Consider the following 25,075-nt stretch of genomic DNA (forward strand, 5'->3'; position numbering starts at 1 on the left):
TGCACCCGGCGTTACGGAGAGAACATGAGCGATTACCGACGCCACCGCGTCGTCCTGAACGACGAACAGCAGTACGCCGTCTGGCCGGCCGACTTACCCGTCCCGGCGGGTTGGCGGCCGGAGGGGTTCGAGGGCACCCGCGAGGAATGCGTGGAGCGGGTCGACCTGGTCTGGGTCGACATGCGCCCGGCCTCCCTGCGCCGGTCCGAACGGGAGGCGCGCGCATGAGCACCCGCCCCGCCGACCGCTCCCCCGGGGAACCGGCCCGTCACCTGATCTCCGTCAACGACCTCCTCGACCCGGAACTGACGGCACTGGTCACGCGCGCCGCCGACCTGTCGGAGCGTCGGGTGCGCTCCGGGAACAGCCTCTCCGGCCTGGTCGCCGGCATCCACTTCCTGAAGACCTCCACCCGCACCCGCACCTCCTTCTCGACGGCCGCCCTGCGGCTGGGCGCCGACATCGTCTCCTTCGGCCCCGACGACCTCCAGACCAACACCGGCGAGACCCTGGAGGACACCGCCGAGGTGCTCTCACGGATGCTCGACGTGCTCGTCGTGCGGTCCGCCGGAGACCCCGCCGACCTCCGCGCCATGGCCGTGCAGCGACGAATGTCGCTGGTCAACGCCATGACCGCGGACGAACACCCGACCCAGGCCGTCGCCGACCTCGCCACCCTGCTGGTGCGCTTCGGCCGCATCGAGGGCCTGCGCGTCGCCTACGTCGGGGAGGGCAACAACTCGGCCGCCGCCCTGGCCCTGACCCTCAGCCGGTTCAAGGGCACGCACCTGGAACTGCGCACCCCGCCCGGCTACGGACTGGCCCCGGCCGTCGCGGCCAAGGCCCGCGCGAACGCCGCGGCGGCGGGTTCCACCGTGGTCGAGACCCACTCCATGGCCGAGCCCTTGGTCGACTTCGACGCCTTCTACGCCACCCGTTGGCAGACCACCGGCACCGAGAAGCCCGATCCCGACTGGCGCGGGGTCTTCGCCCCCTACCAGGTGACCTCGGCCCTGTGGGAGCGCAGCCCGGAGGCCGTCTTCCTGCACGACCTGCCGGCGCACCGGGGCGAGGACGTCACCGCTGAGGTCCTCGACGGCCCGCGCAGCCTGGCCTTCGACCAGGCCGAGAACAAGATGTACGCCGCCATGTCCGTCCTGGAATGGTGCGCCCGCAGGAACTGACCGGTCCGAGAGAATCCGGCCCCACCCACCGCAGCCCCGAGGAAATGCCGCCGGCCCGCCGCCGACGGCGGTTCCTCCCTTCGGTGCGCCCGAGATTTCCCGCCGACCCTGCTCCACCATTTCCTCACGCCTCCCACACAACGATATGAGCGAATTCCGCGTTCCGGAATCCGTTCGCCGCAACACGGGGGAATTCCGCATGACCTCGCACCCGACCGCCGCTCGGGAAAATCCGACGGTGCGGTCCGAAATCGGAAGTTCCGGCCCGGTGGTGACCCTGCCCCGCATGTTCGAGGAGCAGGTGGCCCGCACCCCGGACCACACCGCCGTCGTCCACGCCGAGCACTCGCTCACCTACCGTGAACTCAACTTCCGCGCCAACCGGTTGGCGCGCCGTCTCATCGCCCTCGGCGCCGGCCCCGAGCACCTCGTGGCCCTGCTCCTGCCCCGGTCCGCCCGGACCGTGACCACGCTGCTCGCGGTGGTCAAGGCCGGGGCCGCCTGGATCCCCGTCGACACCGAGTACCCCGCCGCGCGCGTCAACGACGTGCTCGACACCGCGCGCCCCCTCCTGCTGCTGACCGCGGGCGACCTCGACGCGCTCGTCCCCGGCGCCCGCGTCCCGGACGGCACCCGGGTCGTCGACCTCGACGCCCCCGGGGCGGTCGCCGAGGAGGCCGCGGCGCCCGCGCACGACGTCACCGACGGGGAACGGCGCGGGCCGCTGGAGCCCGACCACCCGGCCTACGTCATCTTCACCTCCGGCTCCACCGGGCGCCCCAAGGGCGTGGTGATGACGCACCGGGGCCTGGGCAGCCTGGCCGCGGACCACATCGGCCGGTTCGGCATCCGGGCCGGTGACGCGGTGCTCCAGTTCGCCTCCTTCTCCTTCGACTGCTCCGTCGGCGACCTGGTCATGGCGGTGGGCTCCGGGGCCGCGCTCGTCGTGCGCCCCCGCGACTGCCTCTCCGGCCGGCAACTCGCCGAACTCGTCGCCCGGACCTCGGCCACCCACATGACCATCCCGCCGCAGGTCCTGGCGGCGCTGCCCCCGCTGGAACTGCCGACCCTGCGGTCCCTGGCCACCGCGGGCGACGTGCTCACGACGGAACTCGTGGACCGGTGGGCCCCCGGCCGGCTCATGGTCAACGCCTACGGCCCCACCGAGACCACCGTCGACTCCCTCGCCGCGGAGGTGACCGCGGGCGGCGCCGGCGTGCCCCCGATCGGCCGGCCCGTCCTCGGCACCCGCGCGCACGTCCTGGACGAGGACATGCGCGAGGTGCCGGCCGGCGTCGAGGGCGAGTTGTTCCTCGCCGGGCCCGGACTGGCCCGCGGCTACCTGGGCCGCCCCGGGCTGACGGCCGACCGCTTCCCGCCCTGCCCGTTCGGGGCCCCGGGCGAGCGCATGTACCGGACGGGCGACCTGGTGCGACGGCTGCCGGACGGGGACCTGGTGTTCGTCGGGCGGGTGGACGAGCAGGTCAAGGTCCGCGGTTTCCGCGTCGAACCCGCCGAGGTCGAGGCGGTGCTGCGGCGGCACCCGGAGGTGGTCGAGGCGGTGGTCACCGCCCGCGAGGACGTGCCCGGCCACAAGCGGCTGGTGGCGCACGTGGTCCCGACGCCCGGCGCCGCGCCGGACGCCGCCGCGCTGCGCCGGCACGTCGGCACGGCGCTGCCCGAGCACTTCGTGCCCTCGGCCGTGGTCCTCCTGCCCGCCCTGCCGCTGACCTCCAACGGAAAGATCGACCGCAAGGCCCTCCCCGCTCCCCCGGAGCGCTCCGCGCCCACCGGGCGGGAATTCGGGGATCCCCGGGAATCGCTGGTGGCGGGGTTGTTCCGCGAGGTCCTCGGGGTGGGCCGGGTCGGGGTCGACGACGGCTTCTTCGACCTCGGGGGCGACAGCGTGAGCGCCATCCGGCTCGCCGCCGCCGCGCACGAGCGGGGCTGGGTCCTCGAACCCGCGCAGGTCTTCGAGCACCAGCGGCCCTCCGCCCTGGCGCCCGTCCTCCTGCGCACGGCCCCGGAGAGCGCCGGGAGCTCCGAGGAGGCGGGGGCGCTGCCGCCCGGGCCGTTGCCCGCGCGCTCACCGGGCGGCGCGCGGCGGCGGGTCCTGCTCACGCCCCCGGACCCGCTGCCGGTCGCCCACCTCGCGGCGGCGACGGCGGATCTGACCGCCCACCACCAGGTGCTCCGCCTGGTCCGGACGGCGGACGGCGGCGGCCGGATCACGCGGCCTGCGGACCTTGCGACCGCGCCGCCCCCGGTCCTCGTGCTGCCCCCGGAGACCTCGGACGCCGAACTGCTCGCGGCCCTCGGACGGCCCCTCGACCCGCCGCCCCTCGCGGTGGCCTGCGCGGCCGACGGCTCCGCCGTGCGTCGACTGCTGGTGTCCGTCGACGCCGACCTCGTGGACACCACCGCGCTGCACGTCCTGGTGGCCGACCTCGGCGCCGCGTGGCGGGCCCGGTCGGCCGGGCTGCCGGTCGCCTTGGCCCCCGTCGAGGTGCCGTGGGCGGACTGGCTCCGGCACACGGCCGACGCCGGTCACGGCGTGCCCGCCGCCGTGCCGCCCGCTCCGGTCGAGGAGGTCACGGGGTGGTTCGTCCAGACCCTGCCCGCCGAGTTGGCCGGGCCGCTCCTCGACGCCGTGCCGGCCGCGTTCCGCACCGGCCCGGCCGACGCGCCGCTGACCGCCCTCGCCCTCGCCGTCGCGGACCACCGCGACCACCGCGACCGCCCCGGCGCCCACCGCGCCGATCCCGTCGACCTGCTGGTCGTCGACGACGGCCGCCGCCCCCCGCCCGGCGGCGCCCGCCTCGATCGGACCGTGGGCCCCCTCGCCCGCGCGCTCCGGCTGCGCCTCGTCGCGGACCCCGAGACCCGGGCCGGAGTAGAGGCGGGCGGCCCCGCCGCCGGCGACCTCCTCAAGAGCGTCAAGGAACGACTGCTCGCCGGCGGCGACCCGGCCCCCGACACCACGAGCACGCAAGGCCCGATCGGAAACCGTGTCGGGTACGCCCACCAAGGACGCCCCGGGCAGGACCCGTGGGTCGCCGCGGCGACCCGTACGCGGCCGGGCCCGCACCCCGCCGGCTGCGCGATCGCCCTCACCACCACGGCCTCCGGGACCCCGGAGCGGCCCGGACTGGACGCGGTGTGGACCTGGATCGGCGACCCGACCGAGGAGTCCGTGCGCGAGCTGGCCGAGGGCTGGCTGCGGATGCTGCGCGGCCTCGTCGCGCACGCCGCGCGCCCCGGCAGCGGCGGCCCCACCCCCTCCGACATCACGCTGCTCGCCCTGAGCCAGGACGACATCGACGACCTCGCGAACGAGTGGACCCATGACTTCTGACCGCACCGTGTTGACCGACATCCTGCCGCTGTCCCCCCTCCAGGAGGGCATGCTCTTCCACTCCCTCTACGACGAGCGGACCGTCGACGTCTACATGCCGCAGATGGTGATCGAGCTGACCGGTCCCGTCGACCCGGACCTGCTGCGCGCCGCCGTCGACGCCCTGCTCGCCCGGCACCCCAACCTCCGGGCCTGTTTCCGCACCCGGGCCCGGGGCGGGGAGCCGGTGCAGCTGGTCCCCGACCGGGTGCCGGTGCTGCTGCGCGAGCACGACCTGCGCGAGCTGTCCGAGGAGCGGCGCGAGGCCGAGATCACCCGGCTGATGGAGGAGGACCGCGTCACCCGCTTCGACCTCGCCCGGCCCCCGTTGATCCGTTTCCTGCTGATCCGGCGGGCCGAACGGGCCTGGCGCCTGGTGATGACCCACCACCACATCGTCCTCGACGGCTGGTCGATACCGCTGCTGATCGACGAACTCACCACGCTGTACCACCGGGGCGGCGACCCGACCGGCCTGGCCCCGGTCGCCCCCTACAAGGACTACCTGGCGCGCGTCGCCTCCGCGGACCGGGCCGGCGCCCGGGCCGCGTGGCGGGAGGCCCTGGCCGGTCTCGACGCCGGAACCCTCGTGGTCCCCCCGGACCCCGACCGGACGCCCCCGCTGCCCGACACCCTCGAACACTCCCTCGGCCCGGAGGACACCGCGCGGCTCGTGCGGCGGGCCCGGGAGCACGGCCTGACGCTGAACACGGTGGTCCAGGGCGCGTGGGCCGTCGCGTTGAGCCGGCTGACCGGCGTCCGCGACCTCGTGTTCGGGGTGACGGTGTCCGGACGGCCCGCCGACGTCCCCGGTGTGGAACGGATGGTCGGGCTGCTGATCAACACCCTTCCGGCCCGGCTCCGGGTCCGGCCCGAGCTGTCCCTGGTCGATCTGCTGTCCGGGCTCCAACGCGAGCAGGGCCGGCTGCTGCCGCATCAGAACCTGGGTCTGACGGAGATCCAGGAGGAGGCCGGGGTCGGCACCCTCTTCGACACCCTGATGGTGTTCCAGAACTACCCGACCTCGCCCGATCCCGACCCCGGGACCGGTTCACAGGACCGGCCGCGGGTCACCGAGGCGTACAGCGTCGACGCGACCCACTACCCCTTGGGCCTGACCGTGTTCCCCGGGGACCGGTTGACCCTGCGCCTGGACCACCAGGCGGACGTCGTGGACCGGAAGCGCGCCGAGCGGCTGCTGTCCTGGCTGGTGCGGACCGCGGAGGCGGTGGCCGAGGACCCGACCCGTCCGCTCTCCGCGATCGACGTGCTCGGGCCGGACGAGAACCGTCGCCTGGCCGAGGTGGCGGCCGGCCCCGTGCGCGCCTTCCCCGAGGGGACCCTCACCGGGCTCCTCGCGGCCCGCGCCGCCGAGACCCCGGGGCACACGGCCGTGGTCGCGGCGGGCCGGCGGCTGGACTTCGGCACGCTGCTGAGCCGCTCCGAGCGGCTGGCCGGGCTGCTCCTGCGGCACGGCGCGGGCCCCGACCGGACCGTCGGGGTCGCCCTGCCCCGCACCCCCGACCTGGTCACCGCCCTGTTCGCGGTGGCGCGCACGGGGGCGGCCTGGGTCCCCATCGACCCGACGTACCCGGCCGAACGCGTCGCGCACCTGACCCGTGACGCGGACCCCGTGCTCGTGCTCACCGCCGACGGCACCGACCGGAGCCTGCCCCCGGGCACCGTGACCCTGGACCTCGGGGCCCCCGAGTCGGTGGCCGCCCTGGCCGGCACGGAGGGCGAGGGGCCGGTGGGGTTCCCCGGGCCGGGCCCGGAGGATCTGGCCTACCTGGTGTACACCTCGGGTTCGACCGGCCTGCCCAAGGGGGTCGGGGTCCCGCACCGGGCGCTGGTCAACCTGTTCCACGACCACCGCGAGTCCCTCTACCGTCCCGAGGCGGCCCGCGCGGGCCGGGAACGGTTGCGCGTGGCCCTGGCGGCGTCCGTCTCCTTCGACGCGTCGGTGGCCGGGCTGCTGTGGATGCTTGACGGGCACGAGCTGCACCTGGTGGACGAGGAGGCCCGGCACGATCCGGCGGCCTTCGCCCGGTTCGTCCGGGCCGAACGCGTCGACGTCGTCGACGTCACCCCCTCGTTCGGGGAGCTGCTCCTCGACGCCGGCCTGTGGGGGCCCGAGGGGCACTCCCCCGGGGTCCTGGTGGTCGGCGGCGAGGCCGTGTCGGACGGCTTCCTGCGGGCCCTGCGCGCGATGGCGCGCTCCGGCGGCCCCTCCGTCCACGACTTCTACGGCCCCACCGAGTACACGGTGGACGCGACCGCGCACCGGCTCACCGGGCACGAGGACCCCGACGGGGGCCCGGTCCGGCAGATCATCGGCCGGCCGCTGGCGAACACCCGGGCGCACGTCCTGGACCGGGACCTGGCGCCGGCCCCGTACGGCGTCCCCGGTGAGCTGTACCTGTCCGGGGCCGGACTGGCCCGAGGCTACCCGGGGCGGCCCGGGCTGACCGCGGACCGGTTCGTGCCCTGTCCCTTCGGCGCGCCGGGCGAGCGCATGTACCGCACCGGGGACCTCGTGCGGTGGACGGCCGACGGCTCCCTGGAGTACCTGGGGCGCACGGACGAGCAGGTGCAGGTCCGGGGCTTCCGGGTCGAGCCCGGGGAGGTCGAGGCGGCCGTGTCCGGCCACCCCGGGGTCGCGCGCGGCGTGGTCGTGGCCCGCGACGACGGGCCCGGGGGCACCCGGCTGGTGGCGTACGTGGTCCCCGCCCGGGACGCCGGCGTCGAGGAGGTGCCGGTCGGAGACGCCCCGGAGCACCGGGCCGGGGACGCGTCCGAGGGGACGCGGCGGCAACTCGCCGAGTGGTTGGAGGTGCACGAGGCCATCGACCCGGAGGCATCGCGGGACGTGCCCTTCGGCGAGGACTTCGGGGGCTGGGACTCCAGCTACACCGGCGGACCGATCCCGCTGCCCGAGATGCGGGACTGGCGCGCGGCGGCGGTGCGGCGGATCCTCGACACCGGGCCCGAACGGGTCCTGGAGATCGGGGTGGGTTCGGGCCTGCTGCTGGCGGGCGTGGTGGACTCGGTGGCCGAGTACTCCGGCATCGACCTCTCCCCCACCGCCGTGCGGCTGCTGCGCGCGCATCTGGACCGTGAGGGGCTCACGGAGCGGTCCTCGCTGTGGGCGCGCCCGGCGCACGAGTTGGAGGGGCTGCCCCGGGGGCACTACGACACGGTCGTGGTGAACTCCGTCAGCCAGTACTTCCCCGACGGCGACTACCTGCGCCGGGTGTTGGAGGGGGCCCTGGACCTGCTCGTGCCCGGCGGTCGGATCCTGGTGGGCGACGTGCGGCGGGCCAGGACCCTGCGGGCCTTCCACACCGCCCTCCAGGCGGGGCGCGCCGGTTCCCCGTTGTCCGCGGCCTCGGTGGAGCGGGCCGTGCTGCTGGAGCGGGAACTCGTGGTGGATCCCGAGTTCTTCACCGCCCTCGCGGCCGAGAGCGGCGGGCGGATCGCGGCCGTCGACATCCGGTTGAAACGCGGTCGGGCCCACAACGAGCTGACGCGCCACCGGTACGAGGTGGTCCTCCACAAGGCGCCGGTCGCGGCCCGCTCCTTGCGCGCCCCGGCCCGGGTGGCCTGGCCGGCCGGCCCGGTGGGCGAGGCCGGGGTGGGTCCGGTGCTCACCGCCCTTCTCGACGGGCAGGGCGGCGGCCCGGTGCGCGTCACCGGCATCCGCAACGCCCGCACGGCCGGTGAGGTCGCCGCGGCCGAGGCCCTGGCGGCCGGCGCGGCGCCGGACCGGGTGCGTGCCCTGGCGGCCGAGGTGCCCGCGGACGCCGTCGATCCCGAGGACCTGTACGCGTGGGCCTGGGACACCGGTCACACCCTGCACGCCACGTGGGCCGCGGACGGGCCGGCCGACCGGTTCGAGGCGGTGGTCCTGCCGCCCGGCGATCCGGGCGCCGGCGGGCCGGTCCTCGACGAGGTGTACCTGGCGGCCGGTCCGTCGCGGTCGCCGTCGGCGTGGGTCAACGACCCGGGGCGGGCGGGCCGCACCGGTGCGCTGGCCGCCTCGGTGCGCCGGCACGTGGCGCGGGCCCTGCCCGAGCACCTGGTGCCGGCCGCCGTCGTCGTCCTGGACGAGCTGCCGTTGACCCCCAACGGGAAGGTGGACCGCGGGGCGTTGCCGGCCCCGGAGGACGCGGGCGCGGCCGGGTCGAGCGGACGCGGGCCCCGCACCCCCCGTGAGGCCGCGGTGTGTCGGCTGTTCGCGGAGGTCCTCGGGGTGGACCGGGTGGGGGTGGACGAGGGGTTCTTCGAGCGCGGTGGCAATTCGCTGCTGGCGATCCGGCTCGTCTCCCGGATCCGCGCGGTCCTGGACGTGGAGCTGCCCGTCCGTGCCGTGTTCGAGGCCCCCACTCCGGGCGCGCTCGCCGTCCGGGTCGACGCGGACAACGCGGAGGCCGGGCTCGGCCCCCTGTTGACCCTGCGCGCCGCCGGTTCCCGGCCGCCGTTGTTCTGCGTCCATCCGGCCGGCGGGCTCGCCTGGCCGTACGCCCGGCTCGTCGGTCTCCTGCACCCCGAGATCCCGGTGTACGGGCTGCAAGCGGTGGCGATCACCCGTCCCGACCGCGCTCCGGCCGATCTCGCGGAGATGGCGGCCGATTACGTGGCGCGGATCCGCGCGGTCCGTCCGCACGGCCCGTACCACCTGTTGGGCTGGTCCTGGGGCGGGCGGATCGCCCACGAGGTCGCCGTGCGCCTGCGCGGGCTGGGCGAGGAGGTGGCGCTGCTCGCCGTCCTGGACGCGCGGCCCGAGGCGGACGAGGACACCCCCGCGGGCGCGGAGGAGTTCCTCTCCTACCTCGTGCACGAACTGGGCGTGGACCGTGCGTCCCTGCCGGTCTCGGCACCCCTGACCCCGGAGGTGCTGCGGGCCGCGTTGGATCGGGGTCGTGAGGGGTCCGGGCACGGGTCCGGGGGCTCGGCGCTGATCGACCTGGACGCCAGGACGCTGGCCGCGTTGCACGCGGTGTACCGCAACGAGGCCGGCATCGGGTCGCGGCCGCCGGCGGCGGCCTTCGACGGGGACATGGTGTTCTTCACGGCGGGACGGGAGCCGGGGGCGGCGGGCCTGGCCGACCGGTGGGTGCCGTACGTCGGCGGGGCGATCGAACGCCACGCGGTGGACTGCTCGCACCTGGAGATGGCCGATCCCCGACCGTTGGCGCAGGTCGCCGCCGTGATCGACAAGCACCTGGGCGGGAGTCGGCGGTGATCTACGAACGGGCCTCGGACATCGTCCTGGACGACGTCTTCCTGCACCTGCCGGACCTGCTGGAGCACGCGCGGGTGTTCCTGAAGCTGGAAGGGCTGAATCCGGCCGGGTCCATCAAGCTCAAGACCGCGCTGGCCCTGGTCGAGGACGCCGAGCGCAGTGGCGCGCTGCCGGCGGGCGCGCCGGTGATCGAGTCCTCCTCCGGGAACCTGGGGATCGCGCTGGCCACGGTGTGCGCGAACACGGGCCACCCGCTGACGGTGGTCACCGACCCGAACGCGACGCGGCAGTCGGTCCGGGCGATGCGGAGCCTGGGGGCGGAGGTCGTGGAGGTGCTGGGGCGCGATCCCAACGGCGGCTACCTCCAGACCCGGATCAACCACATCCAGGAGCGGTTGGCCGCGCAGCCGGGGCTGGTCTGGCTCAACCAGTACGCCAATCCCGCCGGTCCCGGGGTCCATCGGGACCGCACCGCGCGGGCCGTCCACGAGGGTCTGGGGCGGGTCGACGCGCTGTTCGTCGGCGCGGGGACCACGGGGACCCTGATGGGGTGCGTGGAGTACTTCGCGCGGCACAGTCCCCGCACCCGGGTCGTCGCCGTGGACAGCGTGGGTTCGGTGACCTTCGGCCGGCCCGCCCCCCGGCACGTCCCGGGTCTGGGGGCGAGTCGGCGGCCGGAGATCTACCGCGACACCGGGACCTTCGAGAAGGTCCTGATCGAGGAGCCGGACACCATCGCGGCGTGCCGCATGCTCGCGGGCCGCTACGGGCTGTTGTGCGGCGGGTCCACGGGCACGGTCCTGGCCGCCGTGCGCCGGTTGGGGCCGTCCCTGCCGCCGGGGGCGCGGGTGGCCGCGATCTCCGCGGACCTCGGGGACAAGTACCTCGACACCGTCTATTCGGACGCCTGGGTCTCGGAGCGCTACAGCGAGCAGCCGGAGCCCGATCCCACTTCTTGGGGGGTCCTCTCGTGAGTCCGGTCCCCCGTTCTTCCGCACCATCGACAGGAGCGTTCCGCATGACCGATTTCGCCGTGGTCCCGGGCCACGAGGTGTCCGCCGTCCTGGCCGACTCGATGCCCCGGATCCTGGAGCTCGTCGCCGAGACGTACGTGGCGCACGAGGAGGGGCTGTCGGTCAATCCCGACAGCCATTTCCTGCGGTTCCCCGAGAAGCCGGACGCCCGGGTCATCGCCCTGCCCGCCTATCTCGGCGGGGCGGAGGACACCGTGGGCATCAAGTGGATCGCCAGTTTCCCGGGCAACCTGGAGCACGACATCCCGCGCGCCTCGGCGGTGCTCCTGCTGAACGACTACGTCACGGGGCGTCCGTTGGCGTGTCTGGAGGCCGCCGGGATCAGCGCGGCGCGGACGGCGGCCTCGGCGGCGGTGGCGGCCGGGGCGCTGCTGCCGGGCACGGGGCCGGTGCGGGTGTCGTTCATCGGGGCGGGCGTGATCGCGCGGACGATCCTCGACTACCTGGCGGTGCGGGGCGTCCCGTGCGCGGACGTCCTGGTCCACGACCGTGACGAGGCGAGCGCCGCGCGGCTCGCGGAGCACGCGCGGGTCCGCCGCGGGCTGCCGGCGGCCGTCGGCGGCCTGGACGAGGCGCTCTCCCGTGACCTGGTGGTCTTCGCGACCACCGCCGCCGAACCGTACGTGCCCGCGGACACGGCCCTGCGGCCCGGTCAGCTGCTGTTGAACGTGTCGTTGCGCGATCTGCCGCCGGAGCTGCTGCTGCGGGCCAACAACGTGGTGGACGACGTGGAGCACTGCATGAAGGCGAACACCTCCCCGCACCTGACCGAACAGTTGACGGGCAACCGGGAGTTCGTGGACGGCACGTTGGGGGCGGTCCTGCGGGGGAAGGTCTCCCTGGATCCGGGGCGCGCCACCGTCTTCTCCCCGTTCGGCCTGGGCATCCTCGACCTCGCCGTCGGCCGGCACGTGCTGGGCGCGGCCCGCGCCCGGGGCGGGACCGTGGAGATCCCGTCGTTCATCGGCGAGCCCACCCGCTGGTAGTCGGGGCGGGCGTCGTGGGTCGTTCGGCCGGCGGGGTCGGCCGAACGACCGAGCCCCATGTGGTCTCACTTTGGTACACCGGGGGGTGTTGCCCGTTCCCGCCGTCGAAAGTCCTCCCGTGCCCCGGACCCGTCCCACCCCTTCCGACACCCCCGCCCCGGCCCTCGGGTGCGCCGACTGCGAGCGTTTCGCGGCGGCCTACGCCGCGAGCGGGGACCGCCTGCGGGCGGCGGGCGCGACGGCGACGCGCGCCGGGGAGTTCGCGCAGGCCCTGTTGCGGACCCACACCGACCTGGTCCTGCACGTGATCGACGCCCATCCGGACACGATCCCGGCCCCCCGCCCCGACTGCCGGACCTGTCGGGCGGGGGCCGGGGAGTCCGGGGCCGGGGAACCCGCCCGCGCGTTCGCGCGCCTGCGCGACCGGCACCACCGCGCCGGCCACCTCGTCACACCGCCCCTCGCCACGCTGCTGTGACCGGCTTCCCCGCGTCAGGCGGGGATCGCGGCGTCCCGGGAGCGGGGTTGCGGCGTGCCATGCGGCGCGCGCGTGGGGGCGGCGTGGAGCTCCCGGATCGTGAGGTGCACCCGGAGCACCCCGACCCACACGAGGGCCGAGCCCAGCAGGTGGAGCGTCACCAGCGGCGCGGGCAGGGCCGTCACGGACTGCGCCAACCCCACCAGCCCCTGCCCGAGCAGCACGGCCACGAGGGCTAGGGTCCGGCCGCGCGCCGCGCCGAATCCGTGCCGGGGCAGGACGGCGAACAGGATTCCCGCCAACACCAGGACCGCGGCCGCGAGCACCCCGTGCGTCACGGTGACGACGGTCCAGTCGAAGGGCATCCGCGGCACGTCGGAGGAGTCGCCCGCGTGCGGCCCGGAGCCGGTGGCCAGGGTGCCCACGAGCACCAGCGCCGCCGTCACGCCGACCAGCGCCGTCGACAGGGCCCGGATCCGCCCGGCGCCCCCCGGTTCCGGCGCGGCCGGTCGGTCCGCCGCGTCCTCGGCGCCGGCGGTGGTCGCGTGCCAGGTGTACACGGCGGCGGTGAGCAGCAGCGTGGCCGCGAGGAAGTGGGCGGCGACGATGTACGGGCTCAACCGCATCCACACGGTCACCCCGCCGACGATCGCGTTGAGCACCACGATCCAGAACTGGGCCCACCCCCCACGCAGGGCGGCGGGCAGGGGCTTCGCCTGGAGGCGCGCGGTCACGATCACCCACCCCACCACCGCGCACAGCAGGCCGGTCAGGAGCCGGTTGCCGAACTCGATGACGCCGTGCATCCCCATCTCCGCCGTGGGCGCCAGGGTCTCGTCCGTGCACAGGGGCCAGTCGGTGCAGCCCAGGCCGGATCCGGTGACGCGGACGACCCCGCCGGTGACGATGATCGCGATGCTCGCCACGACCGAGCCCAGGGCCGCCGCCCGGACGCTCCGCCGACCGAGCGCGTACCGGTCGGCGAGCAGGGAGAGAGGAGTGCGCACGATCAGCCTTCCGTCAAGTCGCTTTCGCCCACGGCCTGTTGCGAGCCCTCAGGGTACGCCGCGCCGCGCGCCCCGCCGGCGCCGGGGGGCGTCCGGGTCAGACCAGGGCGCAGACGAGCAGGGTGAAGGCGGCGACGATGACGGCGACGCGGAGATAGTGGAAGCGGTCCCAGCGGGCCATCTGCTCCTTCCAGTCCGCGGGCCGGTTCTCGGGGGTCCAGGTCTTGCCGCGGTTGTTGATCGGGACGAGCAGCAGGATCGACATGATCACACTGACGATCAGCAGCGCGGCGGCGGTGACGACCAGTCCCGTCCCGCCCTGCCCCCAACCCGTGACCACCCAGAGGGCGGCGAGGACGAGCGAGCCGATGTACCAGACCGGCATCACGGCGCCGAGCATCCGGCCGCCGTGGGAGCGGGCCATCTGGCCGCTGTCCTCCGGGAGGGCGGCGAAGATCGGGTTCATGACGAAGGCGACGGAGAGTTCCACGCCCACCATCAGGCCGACGAGCACGGTGGTGACGACCTCAAGTGCGTCGAGCATGCTGCCCCTCCCGGGATCTAGCGTTGCTAGCTGATGTGCACAACGCTAGACCTACCGACACTCGTTTGTCTAGCAGTGCTAGGATCCGATGCATGTCAGTACAGGAACGCAAGCGGCGCGAGCGGGCGGAGCGCGAACGGCTCATCGTCACGACGGCCCGCGAACTCGCCGAACGACAGGGCTGGGACGCGGTCACCACCCGCCGGCTCGCCGAACGCATCGAGTACAGCCAACCCGTCCTCTACAGCCACTTCCGGGGCAAGCGCGAGATCATCGGCGCCGTCGCCCTCCAGGGCGCCGCCGAGATGGCCGCCGCGCTGCGCGCCGCGACCGCCTCCGCGACCGGTCCAGACCGGCGCGTCCGCGCCCTCGCCCGGGCCTACCTCGACTTCGCCGAGCGCAACCCGGCGGTCTACGACGCCCTCTTCACCCTCGACGGGGGCCTGCCCTACGCCCGGGAGGACACCCCCGAGCAGCTGAAGGACGCCTTCGCCGCGCTGCTGGAGAACCTCGCGGAGGCGGCCGGGGACGGCGTCCCCCCGGGCCTGTTCACGGAGGTGTTCTGGGCCTCCCTGCACGGCCTCGCGACCCTGACCCGGGCGGGCCGCCTGCTGCCGGAGGACGCCGCGAGCAGGGTGGACCTGCTCGTCACCCGCCTCGCCGTGCTCTGACCCGGGCGGGATCAGGGCCTGGGGGTCATCGCGCCGTGTTCCCAGGCCCAGGCGGCGATCTCCACCCGGTTGCGGACGCCGAGTTTCCCCTGGATCGAGATGAGGTGGGTCTTGACCGTGGAGGGGGCGATGAAGAGTTCGTCGGCGATCTCCTGGTTGGTGCGGCCCCGGGCGACGAGCCGGACCACCTCCAACTCGCGTTCCGAGACCGGCCGAACGCCCGCGGGTTCCGGGCCGGCGCCGGTGGGGAGCGGGCCGGCGCCGGGGCCGGCGCCGAGGCGTTCCAGCAGGCGGAGGGTGACGGCGGGCGAGACCAGGGCGTCCCCCCGGGCGGCGGCCCGGACCGCTTCGATGAGGAGGGTCGGGCCGGCGTCCTTCAGCAGGAAGCCGGTGGCGCCGTTGCGGAGCGCCCCGTGCAGGTAGTCGTCCTGGTCGAAGGTGGTCACGACCACCACGCGCAGCGGGTCGACCACACCGGGCCCGGCGAGCAGCCGGGTGACGTCGAGTCCGTCGAGGGCCGGCATCCGGACGTCCACGAGGCACACGTCCGGGCGCAGCCGCCGGGCCTTGGCGACGGCGTCGGCCCCGTCCACGGCCTCCGCGACCACCTCCATGTCCGGTTGGGTGCCCAGGATCAGGCGGAAACCGGTGCGGACCATGTCCTGGTCGTCGGCGATGAGCACGCGGATGCGGCGGCCCTCGCCCTCGTCGGCGGGCGGGGACACGGGTGCGTGCGGGGGCGGCGGGGGCGGGGGCTGGGTGGCGCTCATGACCCCGATGGTGCCGGCCCGGGTCGGCGGGCGCGTTCAGCCCGGCCCGGGCCCGTGCGGAGGCGGGAGCGGGACACTGCCCCGGACCTGCCAGCCGCCCGCGGCGGTGGGGCCGGCGGTCAGGGTGCCGTCCACCGCGGCGAACCGTTCCCGCAGGCCCACGAGGCCCAGACCGCCGGGCCCGCCCACCGGTCCGCGCCGGCGCCGGCCGGCCGTCCCGTCCGCCGGCCCGTTGCTCACCTCGACGACGAGGGCGCGCCCCGCTTCGGCGAGGCCGAGGCGAACGAGCACGTCGGGGGCGCCGGGCACGTGTCGTCGGACGTTCGTCAGCGCCTCCTGCACCATGCGGTGGACGGTGGTGGCGACCTCGGGCGGCGGGTGCGCGGCGGCCGCGCCGGCCTCGATCTCCAGCCGGGCCCGGCCCGGCCGGTGACCGTTCGCCAGGTGCCCGAGCGCGGTGGCCAGGTCCCCCGGCCGCAGGATGCCGTCCTCGCTCTCGCGCAGCACCCGCACCAGGCGCCGCATCGAGTCGATGGTCTCCTGCCCGGCCCGTTCGATGTCCGCGAGGATCGGGTCGAGGCGTTCGGGGTGGGCCGGGTCCGTGGCCCGGATCAGGCGGGCGGCCTGGGCCTGGAGGACGATCCCGGTGGCGTGGTGGGCCACGAAGTCGTGCAGGTCCCGGGCGAGCAGGGCGCGTTCGTGGGAGCGGACCCCGTCCACCGCCGCCGCGCGGCGCCGGGCCCGGTCCCGCAGCCACGCCCCGCCGCCCGCCGCCGCGCCGGCCGCGAGCAGGAACGGCACGACCGGCGCGGCGCCCAGGGCGGGATCGGTCAGCCGGAACGGGAACAGCAGGAACGTGCCCCCGAGGGCGAGGCACCAGCCGACCGCCGCCCCCGTCGGGGCCCGTCGCGCCGTGCGCAGGATCAACGCGAGCAGCGCCGCGGACTCCAGCAGCCCCCATCCGTTCGCCGCGCCCCCGACCGCCCACAGGGCCAGGGTCGTGGCGAGGGAGACGCCGACGGCGGTCGCGGCCCGGCGGGTCGGGGTGAGCCGCCACGGCAGCCGGAACCGGGGGTCGTCGGGGGCGAGGGCGAGCAGCGCCGTGGCCGCGCCGGCCGCGAGGACGAGCAGGCCGATGCCGGTCGAACCCGACAGGGCCAGGTCCGCCAGGACGAGGAGGGCGAGCCCGCAGCCGGCCGCGACCCGCCCGAGGACGGCGAGGCTCCCGAGGGGCGCTCGGGGCGCTCGGGGCGCGGATGCCTCGGCGGATCCGGCGCCGACCGGCCCGGAGGGGAGCGGGTCGGCGGAGAGCGGTTCGGAGGGAGGGGGCTCGGGCGGGGGCGGCGGGCTGCTGGTCACGGTCCGACTCTACGGATTCGTCACGGATCGCCCGTACCCACCAAAAGATGGAGGACCCCGCCGATCTTCCCATCCCGGGGTGGAGGCCGGCGACAAGACGGTTCGGCGACGGTGTCCCCATGACCACCAGCGCCCTCCTCGTCCTGGCCGCCACCGCCGCGGTCGGCACCCTGTGCCTCCTCTTCGCCTGCCTCGTCCTCGACCGCGACACCGACGGCGACCTCGCCGCTCTCCTGCCGTCCTGCGAGGAGGTCGCCCGATGAACCCCGTCCTGCACGCCCGCGCCGTGACCAAGTCCTACGGCGAGGCCCACGCCCTGCGCGGGGTGGACCTCGCCGTGACCGCCGGGGAATCGCTGGCGATCATGGGCCCGTCCGGGTCCGGCAAGTCGACCCTGCTGCACGTGATGGCCGGCATCGAGCGGCCCGACGGCGGGGACGTGCTCCTCGACGGGGCCCGCGTGGACGACCTGGCGGAACCGGACCGCAGCGAACTGCGGCGCACCGCCTTCGGCTTCGTCTTCCAGTCCGGCCAACTGCTGGCCGAACTGCCCGCCGACGAGAACATCGCGCTGCCCCTGATGCTCGGCGGGACCCCGGTCGGCGAGGCCGTGGACCTGGCCCGTCGGTGGCTGGCCCCGCTCGGCCTCGACGGTCTGGGCGAGCGCCGGCCCGGACAGCTCTCCGGCGGGCAGGCGCAGCGCGTGGCGATCGCGCGGGCGCTGATCACGGGGCCGCGCGTGGTCTTCGCCGACGAGCCCACCGGGGCCCTCGACCAGCGCACCAGCCGCGAGGTGATGGGGGTGCTCACCGACGTGACCCGCCGACAGGGCGCGGCCCTGGTGATGGTCACGCACGACCCGGACATGGCGGCCTGGTGCGACCGGACCGCGCACGTCCGGGACGGCCTGATCGAAACGGTGCGGGGCGGGACGGGCGGGGCCGGCGGTCCGGGCGGGTGGAGGCCGGGCCCGGAACCGGCGGCGTCACCGGGCCGGCCCGACCCCCGGGCCGCCGGGCGCCCGGATCCCCGCGTGGCCGATCACGGCCACGGTCCCGGCCGGGGTCACGGTCCCGCCGGCGACCTCGGTCGGGGCGGATGGGGTGGACGTCGATGAAGCGCGGCCCCCTCTCCCCCCGTACCGCCCGTCGCGCACGGGGCTTCGGCCCGTTGCCGGGCGGTGTCGCCCTGGACCAGGTCACCTGGGTCCTGACCTGGCGTCTGATGCGCGCCCAGGGGCTCGCCGCGGCCGCCCTCGCGGTGACCGCCGCCGCCGTCAGCGCGGCCCTGCTCATGCTCACCTTCGGCGTGCACGAGGGCTTCGCGGAGCGCGAGGAGCGGACGCGGTGGCGCACTCCGGTGGCCGCGCCGGCGGGGCAGGCCCGTGCCGTGCAGGCCGTGGACACCACCTTCTCCGGCGAGCGGCCGATCCACGTGATCGAGGTCGCCCCGGCGAAGGGCCGGACCCTCGCCGAGGCCCCCGTGCCGCCCGGCGCGGGCGCCTTCCCCCGCCCCGGCGAGGTGTGGGTCTCCCCCGCGCTGGCCGCGCTCGACGGCGGGGAACGGCTCGTGCCCGGCAAGCGGGCCGGCACCCTCGGCCCGGCCGCCCTCGCGCACCCGGACGAACTCGTCGCCGTGGTCGGCCGGGCCGTCACCGACGCCGCCATGCGGGCGGTGCGCGTCGAGGATCCCCGGCGTCCCGGCGACGTCCTGCCCCCGACCCCGATCGCCTCCTTCGCCGGGGCGGCGTCCGAGGGCGGGCTCGGCGGCCAGTACCGGAACCTGGCCACGGTCGGCGCGGTCCTCGTCGTCGTGCCGCTGGTCTCCCTCGGCGCCTCCGCCGCCCGCCTCACGATGGCCCGCCGCGACCGACGCCTGGCCGCGCTCCGTCTCCTCGGCGCGAGCCCGGGCCGGATCGCGGGCGTCACCCTCGCCGAGGCCCTCCTCACGGGCGGCGCCGGCGCCCTGCTCGGGATCCTGGGCCATCTCGCGCTCGCGCCGCTCGTCGCGATGGTCCCGGTGGCCGGCGGCACCTGGTACACCGCCGACCTGGTGCTGGGCCCGCTGCCGCTGCTCGGCACGGTCCTCGGCGTGGCCGCCCTCGTGGCCGTCAGCGCGGCGATCGGCCTGCGGCAGGTCAGCGTCAGCCCGCTCGGCGTGGCCCGGCGCAGCGACCCGCCCCGCGTGAGCGCGGCCCGCGCCCTGGTCTTCGTCGGGGTGATCGGCGCCTACCTGTGGTTCTCCGACAGCGACAGCAAGGACGACGTCACGATGGTGGTGCTGTTCTTCGGCGCCGTCTTCGGCGGCCTGTCGGTGATCGGCCCGTGGGCGGTCGCGCGACTGGGCACGCGGATGGTCCGGCGGGCCGAGGACCCGGCCCGGCTGCTGGCCGGCCGCCGTCTCCTCGACGACCCCAAGGCCGCGTGGCGCGCGGTCTCCGGCGTGGTGCTGGCCGGGTTCGTGGCCGGGTTCCTGGCCCTGATGAGCGGCCAGTCTCAGGCCCCGTGGGGTCAACCCGGCCAACTCACCGTCGCCGTCGCGCCGACGGAGGTGGACAGGGTGCGCGCGGAGGGCGAGGCGCGGCTGCGGCAGGCCGGCGTGCCCACGCCCTCCGGGACCACCACCGACTGGGTCGCGATGGGCGCCGAGAACGACGTGAGCGTCACCTTCACGGTGGACGGCGGCCCGGAGGCCGTCGACCGGGCGCGCGGCGCGCTGGCCGGTCTCGTCCCCGGGCGCACGTTCGTCACCGGCGAGGACACCGACTGGGCGGGCCGCGTCTTCGGCCGTGACTTCCGCACCGCCGGTGTCGTCATCCTCGGCATGAGCCTGGTGGTCGCCACCGCCTCGGCGGCCGTGACCGCGATGTCGGCCGTGGCCGACCGGGCCCGCACCTACCGTCACCTGTACCTGGCCGGCACCCCGTTGACGGTGCTCGACGAGGCCCGCCGGCACGAGACGGTGACCCCCTTGGTGGTCCTGGGCGGTCTGGCGATCGGCAGCGGGATCTTCTGCTCGGCGCCCCTCACCGTCATGGGCGGCTCGGTCTCGGTCGACCTGCCGGGCCTGGCGACGCTGGCCGCGTGCGCGGGGCTCGGCGTGGCGGGCATGACCCTGGCGGCCCGCATCAGCCGCCCGCTCCTGCACCGCACGGCCACCACCCGGGCGCCGCTGTCGGAATGACCCGACGGGGGGCTCAATCGAGCCAGACCACGTGCAGCACGGAAAGGTGGCGGGTGAGCCGGTTGACCACGTAGACGACCGACAACTGCCCCACCGACGCGGCCCGGACGTCCTCGCCGTCCGGGTCGCCCGGGTCCCACTGCGGCCAGCCCCAGGGGGCGCGGGCCGCGATGTCGAGGAGGTCGCGCGCCGTCTCCCCGGCGTGCCGGGGCAGCTCGGCGAGGACCCGCGCGGCCCGCGGCGAGACCCGCACCGCCCAGAGCGTCCCGCTCACGGCTTCCTCCCCCACACGATGGTCCCCGCCACGGTAACCGCCCCGACCCCCACGACAGGAGCGATCCCCCGGATCCACACCGGCGGGCCACCGAACGTCCCGCCGCGCGGGGCCGATCACGCGCGGCACCGGTTCGGGGTGGTCGAGCGGGGGCGGGGTGTTCGGCGGCGGGGCGAGCGGGTGGTCTCCGGGGTCGCGGTGGGGGCGGGGCCTCCGAGTCGGTGTGCCGTCGCGCCCGACGGGTCGATGCGCGCGTGGCGTCGGCGGCGGCGTGCGCGGGCGGTCGTCGCGAGTTCCAGCGCGGTGCGGATCGCGGTCCTGGCGTCCCTCGCCTCGATGATCCAGCTCTGCGCGCCCCTGAAGCGGCGCCCGGCCACCACCCGCTCCGTCGGCACGGCCACCAGCCACATCATGTGCTCCCAACCCTTCGTGTGCGGTGCGCTCCCGCGCCCGTGGAGGGGCGCGGGAGCTTCGGATCCGATGTCCGTGCCGGTCAGCGGCGTGCGGTCGCGGCCTCGCGTTCCGCGGCGGCCTCGGCGCGCTCGGCCGGGGACCGGTAGTCCGAGACGTACACGAGGACCATCGACGTGACGAAGGCCGCCGCGACGGCGATGGCGTAGGTCGCCATCGGGGAGAAGACCGGGATGGTCAACAGCGAGGTGAAGGCGAATGCCTTGGTGTCCACCCCGCCCAACAGGCCGATGATCAGGCCGCCGACGAGGCAGCCGACGAGCATGCGCGGGTAGATCCGCTTGAAGCGCAGGTGGATGCCGTACAGGGAGGGTTCGGAGATCCCGCCGAGCAGGCCCGCGGCCAGGGCGCCGGTCGCGGTCTGCCGCATCATCGGCTCCTTGTGCCTGATCGCCAGCAGCAGGACGCCGGCGGTGGCGCCGAAGCAGGCGAAGTTCCAGGTGCCCATGGGGCCTTGGATGAAGTCGGAGCCGATGGTGTTGATGTTCTGGAGCATGAGCGCGTTGAGCGGCCAGTGCAGGCCGAGCGGCACGAGGAAGGGGTACAGCAGCGGGATGATGATCGCGAAGACGATCGGGGCGTTGCCGTTCAGCCAGGACAGTCCGGAGCCGAGTCCGTTGCCGGCCCAGACGCCCAGGGGACCGATGAGGAAGGCGGTGATCGGGATCATGATCAGCATGCTGAAGAACGGCACGAAGACCAGTTGCACGTTGTCGGGGAAGAGGCGCTGGAGGCCCTTGTAGACCACGGCGAGCACCACGACCATCAGCAACGGCACGAAGACCTGGCCGCCGTAGTCGTTGAGTTGCATCGGCAGGCCGAAGACGTGCGCGGTGCACTGTTGGGTGCCCAGGGTGGCGTTGGTGGCGCAGGTGACGCCGGGGATCTTTCCGTTCCCGCCGAGCATTCCGGTGAAGTTCGGGGTCATCACGGCGGCCATCACGGCCGCGCCGACCCACGGATCGATCTTCAGCTTCTTGGCGGCGTTGTAGGCGACCATGACCGGCAGGAAATAGAGCACGGAACGCCACATGGCGTCGACGAACACCCAGGTGGCGGATTTGTTCTCGGCGCGGAAGTCGACGACGCCCACGGCGTCGAGGACCGAGGCGATCGCGATGATCAGGGAGGCGCCGAGCAGTACGCCCATGAGCGGGCGGAACGAGTCGGAAAGGTACTCGAAGAAATTGTCCAACCAGGCGAAGCGGCCCCGGTTGCGGGCCCGTATGGATTCCTTGAGCTCGGCGTCGGACCGTGTGCGGGCCGCTGCGGCGCCCTGCCGCATCGACGGCAGGTTCGTGATCTCGGCGTACACGCTCGCGACGGCGCCCCCTATCACGATCTGCAGTCGGTCCCCGGCCTGTGGCACGAGGCCCATGACCCCGGGCAGGGCGTCGAGCGCGGCGCGGTCGACCTTCCCGCCGTCGTGGAGCTGGAAGCGCAATCGGGTCGCGCAGTGGGTGAGACTCTCGATGTTCTCGGGTCCGCCGACGCCCCGGACTATTCTCTCCGCGGGCGAATCGGATTTTGCTGTGGATTCTTGCATGATGCGTCCTTGCATCTTCTGGTTACAGCACAGGACGGACGTGCTCCATGGGAATCCGCGACGGGTGGGAGGGAACACCGGGGACCTTTCGGCACCACGGCATTCGAAATGCGTCCCACAACCGAACGGCTGACGGACTCTCATTTACGGGAAGCACCCCGGACGATCACTCCGGCGTCGTTGATATTACGCTCGTGAGCGGTCCGCGTGAGTACCATTGGACCCGCTCCGCGGGGCCTTTGGGCCCGCGACGCGGGGGCCTGCGATCGGGTGTCGCCGCGTGGCCGCGTGACGGGGCGTGTCGGCGGGTAGGGATGTCGGTGAGCGGCGCGGTGGTCGGGGGCGGGGGCTTCCGTCCCGGCTCGGGCCGATCCAGGGGTGGGGGGAACGGATGGGTGGCGGCGGCACGGGCGAGGTTCTGGTCAATCTGACGCGCATCGGGGCCGCCGCGGCCCGAGACGGGTTGCGGAGCGCGGCCCGGCGCGGACCGGGCGGCGCGGCGGCCCGTGTGCCGGTGACGGCGCGGGAGTTGACCCCGGAGTGGCTGACGGGGGTGTTGTGCGCCGGGACGCCCGGGGCCGTCGTGACGGGGTGCGAGGTGACCCCGGTGAGCAGCGGGACCGCGTCACGGTTCCGGTTGTCGCCGGTCCACAACGAGGCCGGGGTCGAGGCGGGGCTGCCGGCGAGCCTGTTCGTGAAGACCACGGCCGGGCTCGTGCAGCGTCTGACCCTGCACCTGGCCGGCGTGCTGATCGGCGAGCCCGGTTTCTACAACGTGCTCCGGCCCACCCTCGACATCGAGACCCCGCGGGGCGTGCACGGGGCGGCGGATCCGGCCACGGGACGGTGCGTGGTGGTCACCGAGGACCTCACCGCGACCAAGGGCGCGGTCTTCCTCGATCCCACCGTGCCGTACACCCGCGCCGAGATCGAGGGGCTGCTGGCGGAGACGGCGCTGCGGCACGGCCGGACCTGGGAGGACCCTCGGCTGTCCGGGCTGGGGTTCCTGAAGACCCCGGACGCGCACTTCGCGAACATGGACCGGCTGATCGGCATGGACGCCCAGTCCCGGGTGGGAGCGCGCCGGGCCGCGGCCGTCCTGCCCCCGGGCGCCGGGGCCTCGCCCGACGCCCTCTACGCGGCGCTCCGCGAGTCCCTGCGGCAGGCGGCGCGCGGCCCGGGGACCCTGTTGCACGGGGACGCCCACATCGGGAACACGTACCGGACCGCGCAGGGGCGGATGGGCTTCCTCGACTGGCAGGTCGTGATGCGGGGGCACTGGGCCTGTGACGTGGCCTACGTGATGACCTCGGGTCTGGCCGTCGAGGACCGTCGGGCGTGGGAGCGGGACCTGCTGGCCCACTACCTCGATCGGCTCGGCGCCGCCGGCGGCGCCCCGCCGGCGTTCGAGGAGGCGTGGCTCGCCTACCGGGCGCAGACCCTCTACCCGCTGTACATCTGGCTCACGACCCGGGGCCGCAAGGCGATCCAGCCCCGGTTCCAGCCGGACGCGGTGTGCGACGCGATCATCGCCCGCACGGCCGCCGCCGTCCGCGACCTCGACGCGGTCGACGCCGTCCGGCGCTCCGGCTGACCGACCCGGCCGACCCACCCCGCGGGCCCGCCTGGTCTCGACCGCCGCGTCGATGGCGTAGGGTGGTGTTCACGACGCGGGGTGGAGCAGCTCGGTAGCTCGCTGGGCTCATAACCCAGAGGTCGCAGGTTCAAATCCTGTCCCCGCTACCAACACGACGGCCCCCTCGACCCATCAGGTCGAGGGGGCCGCTCGCGTTGCCGTCAGGGAGTGGCCGTGGGGGTCCGGGCCAGGTTCGGGAGGACCTCGGCGGTGGGCAGTTCGGCGAACGCCGCGCCCGGGACGATGAGTTTGCCGCGCCGGCGGCCGCTGCCGATCAGGACGTACGGCAGCTCGACCACCGCCGCGTCCACCAGCAGGGGCCAGCTCGCGGGCAGGCCGAGGGGGGTGATGCCCCCGTACTCCATGCCGGTGGCCTCCACGGCCGTGTCCATCGGGGCGAACGACACCTTGCGGGCGCCCAAGTGGCGGCGCACGACACCGTTCACGTCGACGCGACCGGCGGACGGGACGAGGCACGCGGCGAGGGTGGTCTCCCCGCCGCGTTTCGCGGCGACCACCACGCAGTTCGCCGACGCCTCGATCAGTTCCGGCCCGTGGTGCGCGACGAACGCGGCGGTGTCGGCCACCTCCGGGTCGGTGTCGACGTACAGGAACCGCTCCGCCGGCACCTTCCCCACCCAGCCGCCGATCGCCTCGGCCACCGGGCGGACGAGCTCCCCGAGACGGCTGGGAGCGGGCACGGCGTTGTCGAACCTGTCGAAAATCCCCAAGTGAGCACGCATCCGGGCACGCTAACACCCGCCGGGTCAGTCCTCCGCCGCCGCGATGAACTCCATGTCGTCCAGCACCGAGACCACGACGACGACCATGACGCCCTGCAGGACCCCGTACTCGATCAGCAGCGAGGGGGCGACCATCGCCTTGCGGGAGTCCTCGTGCGGGCCGATCTGCGCGGATGCCTTGGTGTAGGGGTCGCGGGCCAGGACGCGCAGGCCGCGCGAGAGCTGCTCCCGGCGTTCCCGGGGCAGGGTGTCGCGGACGGCGGCGGCGGATTCGGTGTACTCCACGCGGTACGGACCGCTGGTGTGGTGCTCGTTCATGCCGCTGCGGCCTTCCTCGTTCCGGAACCCGTCCCGGACCCGGCGGCCCGCACGGCGGGCGCGGGGCGGGTGGGACACACGCGGGAGGCTACCAGTGCGGGTGCGCGCGGCGGGCGGGGTCGTGGGATGAGACGGGGGCGCCGGGAACCACGAAACCCCCGGCGCCACCGTCACCGGTACCTGACCGGCGGCGGGAGCCGAGGGGGGTACGCGGCCGGGACCCGGCGGGGGA

At 74.9% G+C, this 25,075-nt stretch carries 19 protein-coding genes, 1 tRNA gene and 2 pseudogenes; 13 read left to right on the forward strand and 9 right to left on the reverse strand.

The annotated features are described in order from the left end of the window. Positions 1-24 precede the first annotated feature (24 nt). From ACN20G_RS27120 to ACN20G_RS27150, 7 genes are all read left to right on the forward strand, one after another. Positions 25-228 carry an MbtH family protein gene (locus ACN20G_RS27120; protein ID WP_424215827.1) on the forward strand — a complete coding sequence of 68 codons (204 nt, stop codon included), beginning with the start codon at positions 25-27 and terminating at the stop codon, positions 226-228. After that, on the forward strand, positions 225-1,184 hold the full coding sequence (locus ACN20G_RS27125; RefSeq protein ID WP_424215828.1) for an ornithine carbamoyltransferase: 960 nt from the start codon (positions 225-227) through the stop codon (positions 1,182-1,184). The genes ACN20G_RS27120 and ACN20G_RS27125 overlap by 4 nt, the downstream gene beginning before the upstream one ends. Positions 1,185-1,470: 286 nt before the next feature. Beyond that, the gene (locus ACN20G_RS27130) at positions 1,471-4,539 is read left to right on the forward strand and encodes an amino acid adenylation domain-containing protein (RefSeq protein WP_424215829.1); all 3,069 of its coding nucleotides are present in this window, start codon (positions 1,471-1,473) and stop codon (positions 4,537-4,539) included. After that, complete coding sequence (locus tag ACN20G_RS27135) at positions 4,529-9,823, forward strand: amino acid adenylation domain-containing protein (RefSeq protein ID WP_424215830.1); 5,295 nt, start codon at positions 4,529-4,531, stop codon at positions 9,821-9,823. Before ACN20G_RS27130 ends, ACN20G_RS27135 begins: the two co-directional genes overlap by 11 nt. Then, entirely contained in the window at positions 9,820-10,797 is a 978-nt protein-coding gene (gene sbnA, locus ACN20G_RS27140) for a 2,3-diaminopropionate biosynthesis protein SbnA (RefSeq protein ID WP_424215831.1), read from the forward strand. The genes ACN20G_RS27135 and sbnA overlap by 4 nt, the downstream gene beginning before the upstream one ends. Before the next feature lie 44 nt (positions 10,798-10,841). Next, positions 10,842-11,843 (forward strand): 2,3-diaminopropionate biosynthesis protein SbnB, encoded by a 1,002-nt coding sequence (sbnB, locus tag ACN20G_RS27145; RefSeq protein WP_424215832.1) that lies wholly within the window; start codon positions 10,842-10,844, stop codon positions 11,841-11,843. A 118-nt stretch (positions 11,844-11,961) separates the two neighbouring features. Continuing rightward, positions 11,962-12,321, forward strand: a complete 360-nt coding sequence (locus ACN20G_RS27150) for a hypothetical protein (protein WP_424215833.1) — start codon at positions 11,962-11,964, stop codon at positions 12,319-12,321. 14 nt (positions 12,322-12,335) lie between these two features. Here the strand turns inward: ACN20G_RS27150 and ACN20G_RS27155 are convergent, their stop codons facing one another. Together ACN20G_RS27155 and ACN20G_RS27160 are read right to left on the reverse strand one after the other, a co-directional pair. After that, on the reverse strand, positions 12,336-13,328 hold the full coding sequence (locus tag ACN20G_RS27155; protein WP_424215834.1) for a COX15/CtaA family protein: 993 nt from the start codon (positions 13,326-13,328) through the stop codon (positions 12,336-12,338). A gap of 97 nt (positions 13,329-13,425) precedes the next feature. Next, on the reverse strand, positions 13,426-13,872 hold the full coding sequence (locus tag ACN20G_RS27160; protein WP_424215835.1) for an anthrone oxygenase family protein: 447 nt from the start codon (positions 13,870-13,872) through the stop codon (positions 13,426-13,428). Between the two features lie 92 nt (positions 13,873-13,964). Here ACN20G_RS27160 and ACN20G_RS27165 point away from each other — a divergent pair, with 92 nt between their 5' ends. Continuing rightward, positions 13,965-14,543 (forward strand): TetR/AcrR family transcriptional regulator, encoded by a 579-nt coding sequence (locus ACN20G_RS27165; RefSeq protein ID WP_424215836.1) that lies wholly within the window; start codon positions 13,965-13,967, stop codon positions 14,541-14,543. A gap of 11 nt (positions 14,544-14,554) precedes the next feature. Here the strand turns inward: ACN20G_RS27165 and ACN20G_RS27170 are convergent, their stop codons facing one another. Further along, a complete protein-coding gene (locus ACN20G_RS27170) occupies positions 14,555-15,313 on the reverse strand; it encodes a response regulator (RefSeq protein WP_424215837.1) in 759 nt (252 codons plus the stop codon). Positions 15,314-15,349: 36 nt separating this feature from the next. Continuing rightward, entirely contained in the window at positions 15,350-16,672 is a 1,323-nt protein-coding gene (locus tag ACN20G_RS27175; protein WP_424215838.1) for a sensor histidine kinase, read from the reverse strand. 119 nt (positions 16,673-16,791) lie between these two features. Here ACN20G_RS27175 and ACN20G_RS27180 point away from each other — a divergent pair, with 119 nt between their 5' ends. The 3 genes and pseudogenes from ACN20G_RS27180 to ACN20G_RS27190 all read left to right on the forward strand — a co-directional run bounded on the left by ACN20G_RS27180 (position 16,792) and on the right by ACN20G_RS27190 (position 19,855). After that, a complete protein-coding gene (locus tag ACN20G_RS27180) occupies positions 16,792-16,935 on the forward strand; it encodes a hypothetical protein (protein WP_424215839.1) in 144 nt (47 codons plus the stop codon). After that, positions 16,932-17,585, forward strand: a pseudogene (locus ACN20G_RS27185) (ABC transporter ATP-binding protein); the annotation flags it as partial. The gene ACN20G_RS27180 and the pseudogene ACN20G_RS27185, both read left to right, overlap by 4 nt. A gap of 200 nt (positions 17,586-17,785) precedes the next feature. Beyond that, positions 17,786-19,855, forward strand: a complete 2,070-nt coding sequence (locus ACN20G_RS27190; RefSeq protein WP_424215840.1) for an FtsX-like permease family protein — start codon at positions 17,786-17,788, stop codon at positions 19,853-19,855. Between the two features lie 13 nt (positions 19,856-19,868). Here the strand turns inward: ACN20G_RS27190 and ACN20G_RS27195 are convergent, their stop codons facing one another. The 3 genes and pseudogenes from ACN20G_RS27195 to ACN20G_RS27205 form a co-directional block, all read right to left on the reverse strand. After that, on the reverse strand, positions 19,869-20,129 hold the full coding sequence (locus ACN20G_RS27195) for a hypothetical protein (protein ID WP_424215841.1): 261 nt from the start codon (positions 20,127-20,129) through the stop codon (positions 19,869-19,871). A gap of 116 nt (positions 20,130-20,245) precedes the next feature. Beyond that, positions 20,246-20,530 carry a hypothetical protein gene (locus ACN20G_RS27200; RefSeq protein WP_424215842.1) on the reverse strand — a complete coding sequence of 95 codons (285 nt, stop codon included), beginning with the start codon at positions 20,528-20,530 and terminating at the stop codon, positions 20,246-20,248. Positions 20,531-20,637: 107 nt separating this feature from the next. Beyond that, positions 20,638-22,146: pseudogene (locus ACN20G_RS27205) on the reverse strand (PTS transporter subunit EIIC); the annotation flags it as partial. 607 nt (positions 22,147-22,753) lie between these two features. Between ACN20G_RS27205 and ACN20G_RS27210 the strand changes: the two are divergent. Continuing rightward, positions 22,754-23,740: an aminoglycoside phosphotransferase family protein gene (locus ACN20G_RS27210; protein WP_424215843.1), complete on the forward strand. Its 987-nt coding sequence runs from the start codon at positions 22,754-22,756 to the stop codon at positions 23,738-23,740. 75 nt (positions 23,741-23,815) lie between these two features. Continuing rightward, a tRNA-Met gene (locus ACN20G_RS27215) sits at positions 23,816-23,892 on the forward strand. Positions 23,893-23,943: 51 nt separating this feature from the next. Here the strand turns inward: ACN20G_RS27215 and ACN20G_RS27220 are convergent. Next, positions 23,944-24,525: a YbaK/EbsC family protein gene (locus tag ACN20G_RS27220; RefSeq protein ID WP_424215844.1), complete on the reverse strand. Its 582-nt coding sequence runs from the start codon at positions 24,523-24,525 to the stop codon at positions 23,944-23,946. 24 nt (positions 24,526-24,549) lie between these two features. Next, positions 24,550-24,843, reverse strand: a complete 294-nt coding sequence (locus ACN20G_RS27225; protein WP_424215845.1) for a hypothetical protein — start codon at positions 24,841-24,843, stop codon at positions 24,550-24,552. Positions 24,844-25,075 lie beyond the last annotated feature (232 nt).

Origin of the sequence: Streptomyces dryopteridis, from assembly GCF_049606955.1 — a bacterium.
GTDB lineage: Bacteria > Actinomycetota > Actinomycetes > Streptomycetales > Streptomycetaceae > Streptomyces.